Genomic DNA, 15,212 nt, shown 5'->3' on the forward strand with positions numbered 1-15,212 from the left:
ATTCGGCGGTAAAATCGGACATGCCGCGGCCTGCGCGGCGTGTCCCGCATCGTTCACTACCTTGACTATCCAGCTTGGATGGCGCCTGGCGCGCCTCGTCTTTCACCTGCTGCGGGGCCTGGCCACCTGCGCCCTGGTGTTCCCGTGGGCCGGCGCGCGCCTGCGCGAGCGCCTGGTGCGGCGCTGGTCGGCGCGCCTGCTGGGGATCTGCCGCGTGCGCGTCGAGCACATGGCGGGCGCCGCGCCTTTGGCCCACGCGCTGATCGTGTCGAACCACATTTCCTGGCTCGACATCTTCGTCATCAATGCCCTGCATCCCTGCCGCTTCGTCGCCAAGGCCGAGATCCGCGCCTGGCCGGTGCTCGGCTGGCTGGTGGCGCAGGCCGGCACCGTTTTCATCGCGCGCGGCAACCGGCGGGATTTGCGCCACATCTTCAAGGGCCTGGTGGATGCGCTCGGCCAGGGTCAGCGCGTCGCCTTCTTCCCCGAAGGGACCACCGCCAGCCAGGGACAGCTGCTCCCCTTCCACGCCAACCTGCTGGAAGCGGCGATCGACGCCCGGGTGCCGGTGCAGCCGTACGCGCTGGCCTACGTCGACGCGCGCGGCGGCTGGCATGCGGCGGTCGACTACACCGGCGAGACGACCTTCGTCGACAGCATCCTGCGCATCCTGCAGGGCGAGCCGGTGGTGGCGCGGCTGGGCTGCCTGGCGCCGATTGCATCGGAGGGGGCGCACCGGCGCGAATTGGGAGCGCAGGCGCGCGAGGCGATTGCGCAGGCCCTTGGGACGGTCGAGGTGCAGTAAGCGCCTGTTGTGGCCAGCGCTCCAGCACGTCGCCCTGCCTTCGCAGGGGCGACGTTTCAAAGTGACGGGATTACCGCTACTGCTTGCCGCTATGCGGCCGATACTCCGGACAATCCACCTGCAACAGCGAGCGGTCGTCCAGGCACACCGCCGTCAGCTTCCCGCCCCACACGCAGCCGCTGTCCAGGCCGACCAGGTTCGGCCGCAGCACCACGCCCATTGCCGACCAGTGGCCGAACACCACGGTGACGTCGGCCGTCTTGCGGTCCGGCAGGTCGAACCAGGGCTGCAGGCTTGAGCCTTCCGGCCCCTTGTCGCTTTCCTTGTGCTCGAAGTCCATGCGCCCGTCCGGCCAGCACAGGCGCATGCGCGTCAGCGCGTTGACGATGCAGCGCAGGCGCTCGATGCCCTGCAGGCCATCGTCCCAGCGGTCGGGGTGGTTGCCATACATCTGGCGCAGGAAGTCGACCCAGCCGTCGCCGCGCAGCACGGCCTCGACCTCGCCTGCCAGCGCCATCGTCTGGGCCGCGCTCCATTGCGGCGGCACGCCGGCGTGCACCAATAGGAACCTCTCCCGGCGGTCGGGAGTCGCGCCTGACGCGCCTGACAAGCCTGCGCGGCGTTGCTCGTCGTCGCATGGATCACCATGCTTCCTCCTCGCGCCTTGCCCAGACTCGTCATGCATCGTCATTCGCTTCCCCCCGACCGCCGGGAGAGGTTCCTGGTGCGCATCGACGAACATCGCCATCGGCCGCCGGCGCAGCCAGCCGACCAGTTCGTCGAGCTCGGGCGCGGCCAGGATCTCGTCCAGGGTGTCCGAGCGGCTCGCCTTGCGCACGCCGGCAGCCACAGCCAGCAGGTGCAGGTCGTGATTGCCGAGCAGGGCGTCGATGCGGCCTTCGCTCGCCTCCGACAAGGCTTTCATGCGGCGTAGCGCAGCCAGCGACTGCGGACCGCGGTTGATCAAATCCCCGACAAAAAGGATACGTGCTTGTTCCGGCGATGTCGCATCGCCGGCAATCCGGTCCAGCAAGAGGCCGGCTTCGTGGGCGCAACCCTGCAGGTCGCCAATGACATAGGTTCTCATGGCTGGATACTAAATGATTCGGCCCGTGCGTGCAGCCATGGATTACCCGATTTTGCTCAATCGGGGCAGGGCAGGGCGCGCGTAAACTCCTCGGTTCCGGCCTTGACGCCGATTCGGCGCGATGCATTGCCTTACGGGTAATTAAATAATAAATGTTTTCATTTCTCGTCAGCTTTGTCGTGTCCGCATTGTTGACCTTGCTGGTCATCCGGCATTCGAAATTGCACGGTCCGGCACTTGACAGCAATTTCAGCGGCGTCCAGAAAGTGCACGCGCATGCGGTCGCGCGTATCGGCGGACTTCCGATATTTCTCGCGGTGACCCTCAGTGCGGCGATTTCGGCGTGGCGCGTTCCCGATCTCGGCTATTGGCTGCTGGCACTGCTGGTATGCGCGTCGATCGCATTTATCGGCGGCATCGTCGAAGACTATACGGGAAAAGTGAGGGCTTCGCGGCGCCTGGTATTAACCATGCTGGCGGCCCTGCTCGGATATCTGGTACTGGACGCGAAAATCGCCCGCCTCGACATGCCGTTCTCGAGCTGGCCGCTCGATTCGCTGTGGATCGTATTGCCGCTGACGGTACTGGCAGTGGCCGGGATCGCGAATGCAGTAAATATCATCGACGGCTTCAACGGACTGGCAAGCGTGGTAACGATATTCATGCTGGTGTCGCTCGCCTATGTCGGCTGGCAGGTGGGCGACATGTTCATTCTGGTGTCGGCATTGACGGTGGCGGGGGCGACCGCCGGCTTCCTGGTCTGGAATTATCCGGTCGGCCTGATCTTCCTGGGCGACGGTGGCGCCTACTTCATCGGCTTCATGCTGGGCGAGCTGGCGCTGCTGCTGGTGATGCGCAATCCGCAGGTATCCACCTGGTATGCGGCATTGCTGCTGATATATCCCGCTTTTGAAACAATATTTTCCGCTTATCGCCGAATGTTTGTAAGAGGAAAATCTCCGGCAGTTCCGGACGGAATACACCTGCATAGCCTGATTTTTCGGCGGATTGTGCAATGGACTGTTGGTCCAAAGGAGGCGCGCGCACTGCTAAAACGGAATGCTCGCACTTCGCCTTACCTGTGGCTGTTTTCGCTCACCGCGGTTATACCGGCAACGGTGTTCTGGAAAAATACAGAAGTTTTGATATTCTTCAGTTTGTTGTTCATTATCAGTTACGTCTGGTTGTATGCGCGTATCGTTCGATTCAAGTCGCCGCGCTGGCTCATTTGGAACAAAAAAACTGATTAAACATCGAAGTTGTAGTATATTGCGACAATTGGTGATAATTCGATGAATTCGGTTCAACTCTACTTATAAGGAACGACGATGGATCTGTCTAATATGTCCTTGGGCGATTTGCGTAACCTGCAGGAGCAGATCAAGAAGGAAATGAAAACCCGCGAGCAGCAGGAAGTGCAAAAGGCACGCGAACAGATCCTGGCGATCGCACAAAGCGTCGGCATGTCGCCGAAAGACCTGATCAGCACCGCCGGCCGCGGCGCAAAAGCGACGGCGAACCCGGGTTCGGTCGCAGTTCGTTTCCGTAATCCGGACGATGCTTCACAACAGTGGACCGGCCGTGGCCGCCAGCCGAAGTGGGTCAAGGAATGGGTCGAAGGCGGTAAATCGCTGGATAAACTGCGCGTCTGAATCTGATTCGTTGTTTAACGGGAGTGTTTCCAATCGTGGGAATACTCCCGCGTATTTGCGGATATTCCTACGCCGCGATTTTTTCCATTCTGCAGTCCGTTATTTCTCCCCGCCGCGCATTCGCGCATGTCTTACCCCCGCACACGCTCGAATTCCCATCGATCGGTCTTGCCGCTACAATATCGGCTTTTGTCTCTTGTTCAACACAAGGTAAATCATGGTCACTCTCTCGAAAACGATTTTCAAGGCTTATGATATTCGTGGCGTCATCGGCAGCACGCTGGACGAGGGTATCGCCCGCAAGATCGGCCAGGCGTTCGGCGCCGCTGCGCTGGCGAAGGGAGAGCGCAAGGTCGTCATCGGCCGCGACGGCCGCCTGTCGGGTCCGGGCCTGGCCAAGGCGCTGGCCGAGGGCCTGCAGGCCGCCGGCGTCGACGTGATCGACCTGGGCATGGTGGCTACCCCGATGGTCTACTTCGGCACCAACGTGCTGGATGCGCATTCCGGCATCATGGTCACCGGCAGCCACAACCCGCCGGACTACAACGGCTTCAAGATGGTGCTGGCCGGCGAGGCGATCTACGGCGACGCGATCCAGGGTCTGTACCAGACGATCGAGCGCGACGATTTCACGCCAGCCGCCAGCGCAGGCGCCTATTCGACCCACGACATCCGCGACGCCTATATCCAGCGCATCGCCGGCGACGTCAAGATCGCGCGTCCGATCAAGATCGCGGTCGATGCCGGCAACGGCGTGGCCGGCGCCTTCGCGGGCGACCTGTTCCGCGCGATGGGCTGCGAGGTCATCGAAATGTTCTGCGAGGTCGACGGCCACTTCCCGAACCACCATCCGGATCCGGCACACCCGGAAAACCTGCAGGACCTGATCGAGAAGCTCAAGACGTCCGACGCCGAGATCGGCCTCGCCTTCGACGGCGACGGCGACCGCCTGGGCGTGGTCACCAAGGATGGCCAGATCATCTTCCCGGACCGCCAGATGATGCTGTTCGCAGCCGACGTCCTGTCGCGCAACCCGGGCGCCGAGATCCTGTACGACGTCAAGTGCACGCGCCACCTCGGCCCGTGGATCGCCGAGCACGGCGGCCGCCCGCTGATGTGGAAGACCGGCCACTCGCTGGTCAAGGCCAAGCTCAAGGAAACCGGCGCCCCGCTGGGCGGCGAGATGAGCGGCCACATTTTCTGGAAGGACCGCTGGTTTGGCTTCGACGATGGCCTATACACCGGCGCACGCCTGCTCGAGATCCTGACCCGCGAAGCCGATCCCTCGAGCCTGCTGAACGCCCTGCCGCAGGCGTCCAGCACCCCGGAACTGCACCTGCACCTGCAGGAAGGCGAGAACTTCGCGCTGATCGACAAGCTGCGCGCCAACGCCGAATTCCCGGGCGCCGAGCGCGTGGTCGACATCGACGGCCTGCGCGTGGAGTATGCGGACGGCTTCGGCCTGGCGCGCGGTTCCAACACCACGCCGGTGGTGGTGCTGCGTTTCGAAGGCGAGAATCCGGAAGCGCTGGACCGCATCCAGAAGGAATTCGCGCGCGTGATCCTGGCCGCCAAGCCGGATGCCCACCTGCCGTTCTGAAACCGCGCTCCAGTCTGTCAACGATGACGCATTAACAATGAAGATCCTGCTGGTCCGGGTATCGTCGCTCGGCGACGTGCTGCATAACCTGCCGCTGGTGGCCGATATCCTGCGCCACCACCCGGGCGCCCAGGTCGACTGGGTAGTGGAAGAGGGCTACGTCAGCCTGGTGCGCCTGAATCCGATGGTGCGCAAGGTCATTCCGTTCGCCCTGCGGCGCTGGAAAAAGGGACTCGGCGACGCGGCCGTGCGCGCCGAGCTGCGCGGCTTTTTCCGCGACCTGCGGGCCGAACAGTACGACTACGTGTTCGATACCCAGGGCCTGATCAAGACCGGCATCATCATGGCCGCCGCGCGCGTGCGGCCCGGCGGGCAGAAGATCGGCCTGGCCAACGGCACCGAGGATTCCGGCTACGAAGGCATCTCGCGCGTGTTCCATACCCGCAGCATCGCGGTCGAGCCGCGTACCCACGCGGTCGCGCGCGGACGCCAGGTGGTGGCCGCGGCGCTCGGCTATACGGTCGACTCTCCCCCCGACTTCGGTCTCCCGCCACCGTCGGCCGCGCGTCCGGACTGGATGCCGGCCGGCGATTACGCGGTTTTCTTCCACGGCACCGCGCGCGATGCCAAGAAGTGGGCGCCCGCTCACTGGATCGCGCTGGGCCGGGCATTGGCGCCGCTGCCCATCCTCCTGCCCTGGGGTTCGCCGCGTGAACAGCAGGAGGCCGAGGCACTGGCCGCGGCCCTGCCGAATGCGCGCGTGCTGCCGAAGCTGTCGATGATGGATGCGGTGGAACTGGCGCGCCACGCCGCGCTGGCGGTCGGCGTCGATACCGGCCTGACCCACATCGCCGCCGCTTTTGTCCGGCCCACGGTCGAGATCTATTGCGATTCGCCGCGCTGGAAGACCGAGGGCAACTGGTCGCCGCGCATCGTCAACCTCGGCGATACCGGCGCGCCCCCGACGGTCGAGCAGGTCGTGGCCGCGGCGCGCGGATTATTGCAACAGGTTTGAGATGCACTTTTTCTACGCTCTTTTGTATTCGATTCTCTGGTGGCTGGCGCTGCCGCTCGTGCTGGGCCGCTTGTGGTGGCGCGGGCGCAAGGAGCCGGGCTACCGCCTGCACCTGGGCGAGCGCCTCGGCTTCTACGGACGCAGGCCCAGGCATGGCGCGAGCGCGCGCCTGACGATCATGGTGCACGCGGTGTCGGTCGGCGAGACCCGCGCCGCCGAGCCGCTGGTCGAGATGCTGCTGGCGCGCTGGCCCGACTGCCGCATCCTGTTGACCCACATGACGCCTACCGGACGTGCCACCGGCGAGGCGCTGTTCAAGAAGCACGGGCGCGTCATCCAGTCCTACCTGCCTTACGACACCGGCTTCATGGTCGGCCGCTTCCTGCATCACTACACGCCGAAGATCTGCATCCTGATGGAGACCGAGGTGTGGCCGAACCTGATCGCGGCCTGCGGCGCCTACGGCATCCCGGTGGCGCTGGTGAATGCGCGCCTGTCCGAGCGTTCGCTCGAGCGCGGCCGGCGCTTCGGCGGCCTGATGATGGAAGCGGCGCGCGGGATCACGCTGGCGGCGGCCCAGACCGAGGCCGACGCCGCGCGCATCCGCTCCCTCGGCGCCCCCGACGTCGCCGTCACCGGCAGCATCAAGTTCGACGTGGTGCCGCCGCAAGCCGCGCTGCAGACCGGCGCCATGCTGCGCGCGCGCTTCGCCGCCCGTCCGGTGCTGCTGTGCGCCTCCACCCGCGAAGGCGAGGAAGCGCTGATCCTGGACGCCTTCCTGCGCACGGCGCGCCCCCAGGGCATGCTGCTCCTGCTGGTGCCGCGCCATCCGCAGCGCTTCGACGACGTGGCGCGCTTGGTGGAAGAGCGCGGATTGCGCCTGGCGCGCCGCTCCAGCCTGCCGGACCGGGGCGAGGCGGCGCAGTTAGAGGCTGACGTGCTGCTGGGCGACTCGATGGGCGAGATGTTCGCCTACTACGCGGCCTGCGACTGCGCCTACATCGGCGGCAGCCTGCTGCCGCTGGGCGGCCAGAACCTGATCGAAGCCTGCGCCCTCGGCAAGCCGGTGCTGGTTGGCCAGCACACCTTCAACTTCCTGCAGGCGACCGAGGAAGCGGTGGCCGCCGGCGGCGCGCTGCGCGTGACGGACGCCGATGCCTTGCTGCGCGAAGCCGCCGATCTGCTGCAGGACGATGCGCGCCGTGCCGCCATGGGTGCGCGGGCACTGTCTTTCGCCGGCAAGCATCGTGGCGCGACGGCGCGCACTGTTGAACTCTTGCAACGATTTATTGACTAGCTTTTGCTACCATACCTTTAGTATAAAGAACGAAAGGGGATGGACATGTTGTGGTCTCATCGCACGCGAGGGGGCGGCGGCGCCGAAGCCGACGCCGTGCTCATGGAACACCCGCACGCCGCCGATCTCGGTGCCGATGCGATGCCGGCGGCGGCGATCCCGGTCGTGCATCCGCCGGCCGCCTCCCAAGAACTGCATTTCTGGGTCCGTTATACTCTGTTCGAATACCTGGGTTTCATGTGGGAGCACGGCGGCTACCTGATCCGCCGCCGCCACATCCGTTGGCCGCTCGGTTTCTACCTGCGCACCAAGAGCACGCTGTCGGCGGCGCTGCACTTCATCCTGCTGCGCCGCGGGCGCCGCACCTACGAATTCGCGATCGACCAGCACGGCATCGTGCGCACTAGCGACACCGGCGTGTCGCTGATCGACTGGAACGACGTGAGCCGCATCCGCACCTATTCCAAGGGCTTCATGATGGTGCTCAAGCGCGGCACGCTGCCGATCCCGTTCCGCTGCCTGAGTGGTGCCGAGGTCGAGGCAATGAAAGTCATCGCCGCGGCGCGCGCCGCCGGCGAGCTGCAGTTCCGCGGCGCCGCTTGATCCGCGCAATCCGCGCGGATCGGGCGTTCACTCCTCTGGAAATAATACCGGCATCTCGACCGAGCGCTTCTTGAGCGCCGCCTTGGCGCCGTCGTAATCCGGGAACACCTCGCCGACCACGGCCCAGAAACGCGGGCTGTGGTTCATTTCGCGCAGGTGCGCCAGTTCGTGCACCACCACGTAGTCGAGCAGCGCCAGCGGGTAGTGCACCAGCTTCCAGTTCAGGCGGATGTTGCCGGCCACCGTGCACGATCCCCAGCGCGTACCGGCCGAGGAAATCGCATACGCGTTATAGCTGACGCCAACGCGCGGCGCGTACAGGTCGAGGCGTTCGCCGAACAGGCGCCGCGCCTCGTCCTGGAACCAGCGCTTGACGCGTTCGCGCAGCTGCCATTCGGACAGGCCGGGCGTCACGCCGACGTTCAGGGTGCGCGCCTCGGCATCGAACACGCAGTGGCTGCGCGCCGCTCCCTGCAGGCGCAGGGTGATGTCGCCGCCCAGGTAGGGCAGCCGGGCACCGTCGACCCATTCCACCGGCGCGCGTTGGGCGCGCATGACGCGCCGTTCGCCGCGTTCGAACAGCTTGGTCAGGATCCAGCCCTGCTTGGCGCGGATCGCGCTCTCGATGTCGGCATGGCTGGAACGCCGCGGCGAGGTCACGCGCAGGCCGTCGTCGTCGATCATGAATCCGTGCGAGCGGCGCGCCGAGCGGCGCAGCGCGTAGTGGACGGTGTGGGAGCCGAGCTGGATCTTCTGCAGCGGCGGGTCGTTCGGGCCGACCGGCGGCGCCGGCAGGCTGCGGGTCGGTGTAGACGGCGCCTTGAACAGCGGCGCCGGGGGGGCATAGCTTTGTGGAGCGGGTGGTGCCGCCGCCGGCGGGGCCGGCGACTTCAGGGCTGCGAACATGTCCTGGAACATTTCCAGCTGTTGCGCGTCGTTCTGCGGGGAGGTCATGGTGGGCTGCGATGAAGATGGTGCTTTGGTCCGCGCGCCCAATTCGTTCAGGTACCTTTGTAGGCGTGGGGCGAAATGACGCGCATTTCCGATTCTATCCAATTTTCGACCTCTTGCATCAGGCTGTCGGGAGTGTGGTTTTCAGGCGATATCGGCTTGCCAATCGAGACGGTGACCAGGCCCGGACGTTTGATGAACGAGCCCTTCGGCCAGCACTCACCTGAATTATGCGCGATCGGCACGACAGTTGCACCTGTCGCGATTGCCAGGCGGGTACCGCCGCTCTTGTAGGTGCCTTTCTCGCCGACCGGGATGCGGGTCCCTTCCGGGAACATGATGATCCACTGGCCGTCGGCCAGGCGCCGCTTGCCGTGGCGGACCACGTCGGCGAAGGCGCGCTTGCCGCGCTTGCGGTCGATCGGGATCATGCGCAGCAGCGCCATGGCCCAGCCGAAGAACGGGATGTAGAGGATTTCCTTCTTGAAGACGAACACCAGCGGGTGCGTCATGTTCGGCAGCAGGAAGATGGTTTCCCATGCCGACTGGTGCTTCGACAGCAGGACGGTCGGGCCCGACGGCAGGTTGTCGTAGCCCTTGAACTGGTAGCGGATGCCGCAGATGACGCGCGCGCACCAGATGATGAAGACGTTCCAGCGCGAGGTCACCCAGAAGCGCGTGTTGTACGGGAACGGCGCGGCCAGGAAGCACACGCAGGCCCAGACGACGGTGGCGGCCACCATGATGATCGTGAATAGCAAAGAGCGCAAAAACAGGGTGGCGGTACGCAAGAACGGTCTCCGACAGAGGGTGATTCAGCCGGCCTGGCTGGCCGTGGGGGATTTCAGGAACGCGGCAACCATCGCGGCGAGGTCGGAAAAGACCTGCGTCCCGGGTGGCAGGCCGCCGGTCTCCAGCGTCTTTTCGCCCTTGCCGGTCAACACCAGGTAGGGCAGGCAGCCGCTGATGAAGCCGGCCTGCAGGTCGCGCAGCGAGTCGCCGACGGTCGGCACGCCCTTCAGGCCGACCTTGAAGCGCTTGCTGATCTCCTCGAACATGCCGGCCTTGGGCTTGCGGCAGTCGCAGTTGTCGATCGCCGCGTGCGGGCAGAAGAAGATGGCATCGATGTCGGCGCCGACCAGCTGCGCCGCCCCGTGCATCTTCTGGTGGATCGCGTTCAGCGTCGTCATGTCGAACAGTTCGCGCGCGATGCCCGACTGGTTCGAGGCGATGACGACGCGGTAGCCGGCCTGGTTCAGGCGTGCAATCGCCTCGAGCGATCCCGGGATCGGGATCCACTCGGCCGGCGACTTAATGAAATCGGGGGAGTCCTGGTTGATGACCCCATCCCGATCGAGGATGATCAGCTTCATGGTGCGTTCCGCTTATGCCGCCAGCTTGGAGATGTCGGCCACGCGGTTCATCAGCGCGTGCAGGCGCTGCAGCAGGGCCAGGCGGTTGTTACGCAGCGCCACGTCCTCGGCCATCACCATCACGTCGTTGAAGAAGGCGTCGACCGCGTCGCGCAGCTGGGCCAGGGTCTTCAGCGTGCCACCGAAGTCGCCGCTTGCGAAGGCGGCATCGACTTCCGGCTGCACCCGCGTGACGGCGGCGAACAGGGTCTTTTCCGCTTCGTCCTGCAGCAGGGCCGGATCGACGCTGCTTGCCTGGGCCAGCGCTTCCTCGTTCTTTTTCAGGATGTTGGTGATGCGCTTGTTGGCGGCGGCCAGCGATGCGCTTTCCGGCAGCGCGGCAAAGGCCTGCACCGCTTCCAGACGCTGCACCACGTCGTCGACGCGGTCCGGATTCTGCGCCAGCACCGCTTCCACCTCGTTCGGCGAGAAGCCGCGGTCGCGCAGCAGGCCGCGCAGGCGGTCCAGCATGAAGGCGGTCACCTCCTGGGTCGGGTCCTTGAAGCCGGCCTGGCCTTCGAACACGGCGGCGGCTTGCCGCAGCAGGTCGGCGATGCCGAGCGGCAGGCGCTTCTCGACCAGCATGCGCATCACGCCCAGCGCGTGGCGGCGCAGCGCGAACGGGTCCTTCTCGCCGGTCGGCTGCAGGCCGATCGACCAGATGCCGACCAGGGTTTCCAGTTTATCGGCCAACGCCACCACCAGGCCGGTGTTGGTCGAGGGCAGGGCGTCGCCCGAGAAGCGCGGCTGGTAGTGCTCGGAGGCGGCCAGCGCGACTTCTTCGGGTTCGTTGTCGTTGCGGGCATAGTAGGTGCCCATGATGCCCTGCAGCTCGGGGAACTCGCCGACCATGTCGGTCAGCAGGTCGGCCTTGGCCAGCTGGGCGCCGCGCTCGGCCAGCTGCACGTCGTAGCCGAGGCGCGCCGCGATGGCGCCGGCCAGGCGGGTGACGCGCTGGGTACGCTCGGCCTGGGTGCCCAGCTTGTTGTGGTAGACCACGTTGGCCAGCTGCGGCAGGCGCGAAGCCAGGGTCTTCTTCTTGTCCTGCTCGAAGAAGAACTTGGCATCCGACAGGCGCGGGCGCACCACGCGCTCGTTGCCGCCGACGATGGCGCTCGGATCGTCGGTCTCCAGGTTGGACACGATCAGGAAGCGCGAACGCAGCTTGCCGGCGCTGTCGGTCAGCGCGAAGTACTTCTGGTTGGTCTGCATGGTCAGGATCAGGCATTCCTGCGGCACCGACAGGAACGCGTCCTCGAACTTGCATTCGTAGACCACCGGCCATTCGACCAGCGCCGCCACTTCGTCGAGCAGCGATTCCGGCATCAGGACTTGGTCGCCGCCGGCCTTGGCCAGCAGCTGGGTGCGGATCGCTTCCTTGCGTTCCTCGGTGGAGGCGACCACCTTGCCGCGGGTCTTCAGCAGGTCGTCATAGGTGTCGGCATCGGCCACGTCGAAGGATTGTCCGTCCGACAGGAAGCGGTGGCCGAGGGTGCTACGGCCGGCTTCCAGGCCGAGCAGCGACAGCGGGACCACATCGGCGCCGTGCAGCGCCAGCAGCGAGTGCACGGGACGCACGAACTGCACGGTGGCACCGTCCGGGCGCTGGTAGCTCATCACCTTCGGGATCGGCAGCTTGGCCACCGATTCTTCCAGCACCGGCTGCAGGCCGGACGCCAGGGCGCTGCCCGGGGCGGTGTGGGTGTAGAAGAAGCTTTCGGCCTTGCCGTCCTGGGCGCGTTCGAGGTCGGCTACCTGCAGATCGGGGAAACCGAGCGCGGCCAGCTTCTTGGCCAGCGGCGCGGTCGGGTTGCCGTCCTTGTCCAGGGCGACGCTTACCGGTAGCACTTTTTCGCGGATGGTTTTATCGGGCGAGGTGGCACGCACTTTGGTAATCGACACGGCCAGGCGGCGCGGGGTGGACCAGGCGCTGACGACGCTGTCGTCGTCGAGGAAGCCACGTGCTTTCAGTCCGTTGGCGATGCCGTTCGCAAAGGCGGCGCCCAGTTTCACGAGCGCCTTCGGCGGCAGCTCTTCGGTCTGCAATTCGACAAGTAAGGTCTGGTTCATGTTCGTTCTATTCTGTTCTTAGGCGGCTTTGGCTTCGGCGGTTTTCGGCAGCATGGGGAAGCCCAGCTTCTCGCGCGAATCGTAATAAGCCTGGGCGACCAGGCGCGACAGCGTGCGCACGCGGCCGATGTAGGCGGCGCGCTCGGTGACGGAGATCGCGCCGCGCGCGTCCAGCAGGTTGAAGCTGTGCGAGGCCTTCATGATCTGCTCGTAGGCCGGCAGCGTCAGCGCCAGCTCGATCAGGCGCTTGGCTTCGCTCTCGTGGTTGCCGAAGGCCTGGAACAGCAGGTCGGTGTTCGAGTGCTCGAAGTTGTAGGTCGATTGTTCGACCTCGTTCTGGTGGAACACGTCACCGTAGGACAGCGACTTCTTCTCGCCGTTTTCTTCCCACTCGGTCCATACCAGGTCGTACACGTTTTCCACACCCTGCAGGTACATCGCCAGGCGTTCGATGCCGTAGGTGATCTCGCCCAGCACCGGCTTGCAATCGAGGCCGCCGACCTGCTGGAAGTAGGTGAACTGGGTGACTTCCATGCCGTTCAGCCAGACTTCCCAGCCCAGGCCCCAGGCGCCCAGCGTCGGGCTTTCCCAGTCGTCCTCGACGAAGCGCACGTCGTTCTTCTTCAGGTCCAGTCCAAGGGCTTGCAGCGACCCGAGGTACAGGTCGAGGATGTTTTCCGGGGCCGGCTTCAGGACCACCTGGTACTGGTAATAGTGCTGCAGGCGGTTCGGGTTTTCGCCGTAGCGGCCGTCTTTCGGGCGACGCGACGGCTGCACGTAGGCGGCGCGCCACGGCTCCGGTCCGATCGCGCGCAGGAAGGTGCCGGTGTGGAAGGTGCCCGCGCCGACTTCCATGTCGTACGGCTGGAGCAGGGCGCAACCCTGCTTGTCCCAGTAGGTTTGCAGCGTCAGAATGATTTGTTGGAATGTGAGCATCTTTGGGCTTCGAGCTAAAGGCTTCGCGCGCACAGGTCGCGAACACGGTGAGTTTGCTAAAACACCAATTTTAGCGGTTTTTATAGGCGGGATCGACATGGAATCGTGAATCGGCGGTGCGACCCACGATTTTATTCGGCGGGGCCGGCCCGATTTCATGCGTCGGCCCGGCGCCGGCGCCGTCCGGCCAGCCAGGCGCCGGCCAGGGCCAGCACACCCAGGCCCAGGAACAGCAGGTTGCCGCAACGGATGTAGGGCGTCATGCCGGCCATGCCTTGTACGCGCGCGGCCAGCACGTCCTGGCGGTAGTACGGAATCTGCTGCTGCACGTTACCGCGGCCGTCGATGATGGCGGTGGCGCCGTTGTTGGTCGCGCGCAGCATCGGGCGCCCGGTTTCCAGCGAGCGCATGCGCGAGATCTGCAGGTGCTGCGGGATCGCCACCGATTCGCCGTACCAGGCCAGGTTCGACACGTTCAGCAGCAGCGTGGCGGGACGCGGCGCGTCGCGCAACTGCTTGGCGATCTCTTCGCCGAACACGTCTTCGTAGCAGACGTTCGGCAGCACCAGCTGGTCCTTCACCGGGAACGGCGCCTGCACCGCCGCCCCGCGCGTGAAGTCGCCCAGCGGGATCTGCATCAGGTTGGTGAACCAGCGGAAGCCGGTCGGGATGAATTCGCCGAAGGGCACCAGGTGGTGCTTGTCGTAGCGGTAGGCCTGGCCCTGCGGACCGATGCCGGCCACGCTGTTGGCGTAATCGGCGGCGTTGTTCGCCAGCGGGATGCCAAATAAATAGTAGCTGCCGCTGCGGGCGGCGAAATCGTTGAAGGTGCCCAGGTAGCCCCGCGGCAGCTGGTGCGGGAATACCGGGATCGCGGTTTCCGGCGCGGCGATCAGGTCGGCCGGGGCGGCGGTCAGCATGTCGCGGTAGCGCACCAAAATCTCGCCCAGGTATTCGGCGGCGAATTTTTCATCTTGGCGGATGTTTCCCTGCAGCAGGCGCACCGTGATCGGCTGGCCGCTCGGGTGCGTCCATTCGACCTGGCGCAGCAGGCCGCCGGCCACCAGCAGCGCGCCGAACAGCGCCAGCGCCGGCATCTTGTGGCGCTGGGTCAGCATCACCAGGCAGGACGCGCACAGCGCCACCAGCACGCCGATGCCGTACACGCCGACCAGCGGCGCGAAGCCGCCCAGCGGCGCCACGTTGTGCGCATAGCCGGATGCGGCCCAGGGAAAACCGGTGAACACCCAGCCGCGCATCCATTCCGACACGCCCCACAGGACAGGGAGCACCAGCAGCAAGAAGGCGGGGACCGGCAGCGACCAGCGCTTGCGCAGCCAGGTGGACAGGCCGGTCGCCAGGGCGCCGAACAGGCCCATGTACAGGCCGAGCAGGGCGATCGCGATCGCGCCCAGCACGGCCGGCAGGCCGCCGAAACGGGTGATCGCGATGTACAGCCAGTGCATGCCGGCCACCGACCAGCCGAAGCCGAAGGCCCAGCCGAGGAAGGTGGCGCGCTTGACCGAGCTGCCCATGCCGACTTGGTAGAACAGCCAGGCCAGCACCAGGAACTGCAATGGCCACCAGCCGAAGGGGTCGAAGGAGAACAGGCTCAGGCCGCCGGCGATGGCGGCAAGAACGAGGGCCTTGAGGGAGGGGCGGGTGCCGCGCAGCGCCGGGTCGGGGGCGGTGGCAGTCTTGGTTGGGCGGCGCAGGATCAAGCGTGGGTCCAATGTCGTTAGCTCGTCGCCCCTGCGGAGGCAGGGGCCCAAGTGATGCGGTCT

The 15,212-nt window shown here is 65.6% G+C and carries 14 protein-coding genes; 7 read left to right on the forward strand and 7 right to left on the reverse strand.

All coding sequences use genetic code 11. From position 1 onward, the window contains the following. Positions 1-61 precede the first annotated feature (61 nt). Complete coding sequence (locus U1H99_RS02145; RefSeq protein ID WP_323140130.1) at positions 62-805, forward strand: lysophospholipid acyltransferase family protein; 744 nt, start codon at positions 62-64, stop codon at positions 803-805. Between the two features lie 76 nt (positions 806-881). Here the strand turns inward: U1H99_RS02145 and U1H99_RS02150 are convergent, their stop codons facing one another. Then, positions 882-1,892 carry a symmetrical bis(5'-nucleosyl)-tetraphosphatase gene (locus U1H99_RS02150; protein ID WP_323140131.1) on the reverse strand — a complete coding sequence of 337 codons (1,011 nt, stop codon included), beginning with the start codon at positions 1,890-1,892 and terminating at the stop codon, positions 882-884. Between the two features lie 152 nt (positions 1,893-2,044). Here U1H99_RS02150 and U1H99_RS02155 point away from each other — a divergent pair, with 152 nt between their 5' ends. The 6 genes from U1H99_RS02155 to U1H99_RS02180 all read left to right on the forward strand — a co-directional run bounded on the left by U1H99_RS02155 (position 2,045) and on the right by U1H99_RS02180 (position 8,059). Beyond that, positions 2,045-3,142, forward strand: a complete 1,098-nt coding sequence (locus U1H99_RS02155; protein WP_323140132.1) for a glycosyltransferase family 4 protein — start codon at positions 2,045-2,047, stop codon at positions 3,140-3,142. Positions 3,143-3,220: 78 nt separating this feature from the next. After that, positions 3,221-3,544 (forward strand): H-NS histone family protein, encoded by a 324-nt coding sequence (locus U1H99_RS02160; RefSeq protein WP_141831857.1) that lies wholly within the window; start codon positions 3,221-3,223, stop codon positions 3,542-3,544. Positions 3,545-3,761: 217 nt separating this feature from the next. Further along, complete coding sequence (locus U1H99_RS02165; protein ID WP_323140133.1) at positions 3,762-5,144, forward strand: phosphomannomutase/phosphoglucomutase; 1,383 nt, start codon at positions 3,762-3,764, stop codon at positions 5,142-5,144. Positions 5,145-5,181: 37 nt separating this feature from the next. Beyond that, complete coding sequence (gene waaC, locus U1H99_RS02170) at positions 5,182-6,159, forward strand: lipopolysaccharide heptosyltransferase I (protein WP_323140134.1); 978 nt, start codon at positions 5,182-5,184, stop codon at positions 6,157-6,159. Between the two features lies 1 nt (position 6,160). Continuing rightward, positions 6,161-7,456: a lipid IV(A) 3-deoxy-D-manno-octulosonic acid transferase gene (gene waaA, locus U1H99_RS02175; protein WP_323140135.1), complete on the forward strand. Its 1,296-nt coding sequence runs from the start codon at positions 6,161-6,163 to the stop codon at positions 7,454-7,456. Between the two features lie 45 nt (positions 7,457-7,501). Next, the gene (locus U1H99_RS02180) at positions 7,502-8,059 is read left to right on the forward strand and encodes a YcxB family protein (RefSeq protein WP_323140136.1); all 558 of its coding nucleotides are present in this window, start codon (positions 7,502-7,504) and stop codon (positions 8,057-8,059) included. A gap of 27 nt (positions 8,060-8,086) precedes the next feature. Here U1H99_RS02180 and U1H99_RS02185 read toward each other — a convergent pair whose 3' ends face one another. From U1H99_RS02185 to lnt, 6 genes are all read right to left on the reverse strand, one after another. Further along, positions 8,087-9,013, reverse strand: coding sequence for a M48 family metallopeptidase (locus tag U1H99_RS02185; protein ID WP_323140137.1), 927 nt, complete (start codon positions 9,011-9,013; stop codon positions 8,087-8,089). Between the two features lie 47 nt (positions 9,014-9,060). Next, the gene (locus tag U1H99_RS02190; RefSeq protein WP_141831867.1) at positions 9,061-9,801 is read right to left on the reverse strand and encodes a lysophospholipid acyltransferase family protein; all 741 of its coding nucleotides are present in this window, start codon (positions 9,799-9,801) and stop codon (positions 9,061-9,063) included. A 24-nt stretch (positions 9,802-9,825) separates the two neighbouring features. After that, on the reverse strand, positions 9,826-10,383 hold the full coding sequence (gene gmhB, locus U1H99_RS02195; RefSeq protein ID WP_323140138.1) for a D-glycero-beta-D-manno-heptose 1,7-bisphosphate 7-phosphatase: 558 nt from the start codon (positions 10,381-10,383) through the stop codon (positions 9,826-9,828). Positions 10,384-10,395: 12 nt separating this feature from the next. Continuing rightward, the gene (gene glyS / locus U1H99_RS02200; RefSeq protein WP_323140139.1) at positions 10,396-12,492 is read right to left on the reverse strand and encodes a glycine--tRNA ligase subunit beta; all 2,097 of its coding nucleotides are present in this window, start codon (positions 12,490-12,492) and stop codon (positions 10,396-10,398) included. An 18-nt stretch (positions 12,493-12,510) separates the two neighbouring features. Next, the gene (glyQ, locus tag U1H99_RS02205) at positions 12,511-13,428 is read right to left on the reverse strand and encodes a glycine--tRNA ligase subunit alpha (RefSeq protein ID WP_323140140.1); all 918 of its coding nucleotides are present in this window, start codon (positions 13,426-13,428) and stop codon (positions 12,511-12,513) included. 155 nt (positions 13,429-13,583) lie between these two features. Next, positions 13,584-15,149, reverse strand: coding sequence for an apolipoprotein N-acyltransferase (lnt, locus tag U1H99_RS02210; protein ID WP_323140141.1), 1,566 nt, complete (start codon positions 15,147-15,149; stop codon positions 13,584-13,586). Between the last annotated feature and the right edge of the window lie 63 nt (positions 15,150-15,212).

The organism is Massilia phyllosphaerae (assembly GCF_034659755.1).
Lineage (GTDB): Bacteria > Pseudomonadota > Gammaproteobacteria > Burkholderiales > Burkholderiaceae_D > Telluria > Telluria phyllosphaerae.

Excerpts from the sequence above, each read along its gene's own strand:
- waaA (WP_323140135.1), top strand. The coding sequence starts at position 6,161 with ATGCACTTTTTCTACGCTCTTTTGTATTCGATTCTCTGGTGGCTGGCG.
- U1H99_RS02185 (WP_323140137.1), bottom strand. The coding sequence starts at position 9,013 with ATGACCTCCCCGCAGAACGACGCGCAACAGCTGGAAATGTTCCAGGAC.
- U1H99_RS02160 (WP_141831857.1), top strand. The coding sequence starts at position 3,221 with ATGGATCTGTCTAATATGTCCTTGGGCGATTTGCGTAACCTGCAGGAG.
- waaC (WP_323140134.1), top strand. The coding sequence starts at position 5,182 with ATGAAGATCCTGCTGGTCCGGGTATCGTCGCTCGGCGACGTGCTGCAT.
- gmhB (WP_323140138.1), bottom strand. The coding sequence starts at position 10,383 with ATGAAGCTGATCATCCTCGATCGGGATGGGGTCATCAACCAGGACTCC.
- U1H99_RS02180 (WP_323140136.1), top strand. The coding sequence starts at position 7,502 with ATGTTGTGGTCTCATCGCACGCGAGGGGGCGGCGGCGCCGAAGCCGAC.
- U1H99_RS02150 (WP_323140131.1), bottom strand. The coding sequence starts at position 1,892 with ATGAGAACCTATGTCATTGGCGACCTGCAGGGTTGCGCCCACGAAGCC.
- U1H99_RS02155 (WP_323140132.1), top strand. The coding sequence starts at position 2,045 with ATGTTTTCATTTCTCGTCAGCTTTGTCGTGTCCGCATTGTTGACCTTG.
- U1H99_RS02165 (WP_323140133.1), top strand. The coding sequence starts at position 3,762 with ATGGTCACTCTCTCGAAAACGATTTTCAAGGCTTATGATATTCGTGGC.
- glyQ (WP_323140140.1), bottom strand. The coding sequence starts at position 13,428 with ATGCTCACATTCCAACAAATCATTCTGACGCTGCAAACCTACTGGGAC.
- glyS (WP_323140139.1), bottom strand. The coding sequence starts at position 12,492 with ATGAACCAGACCTTACTTGTCGAATTGCAGACCGAAGAGCTGCCGCCG.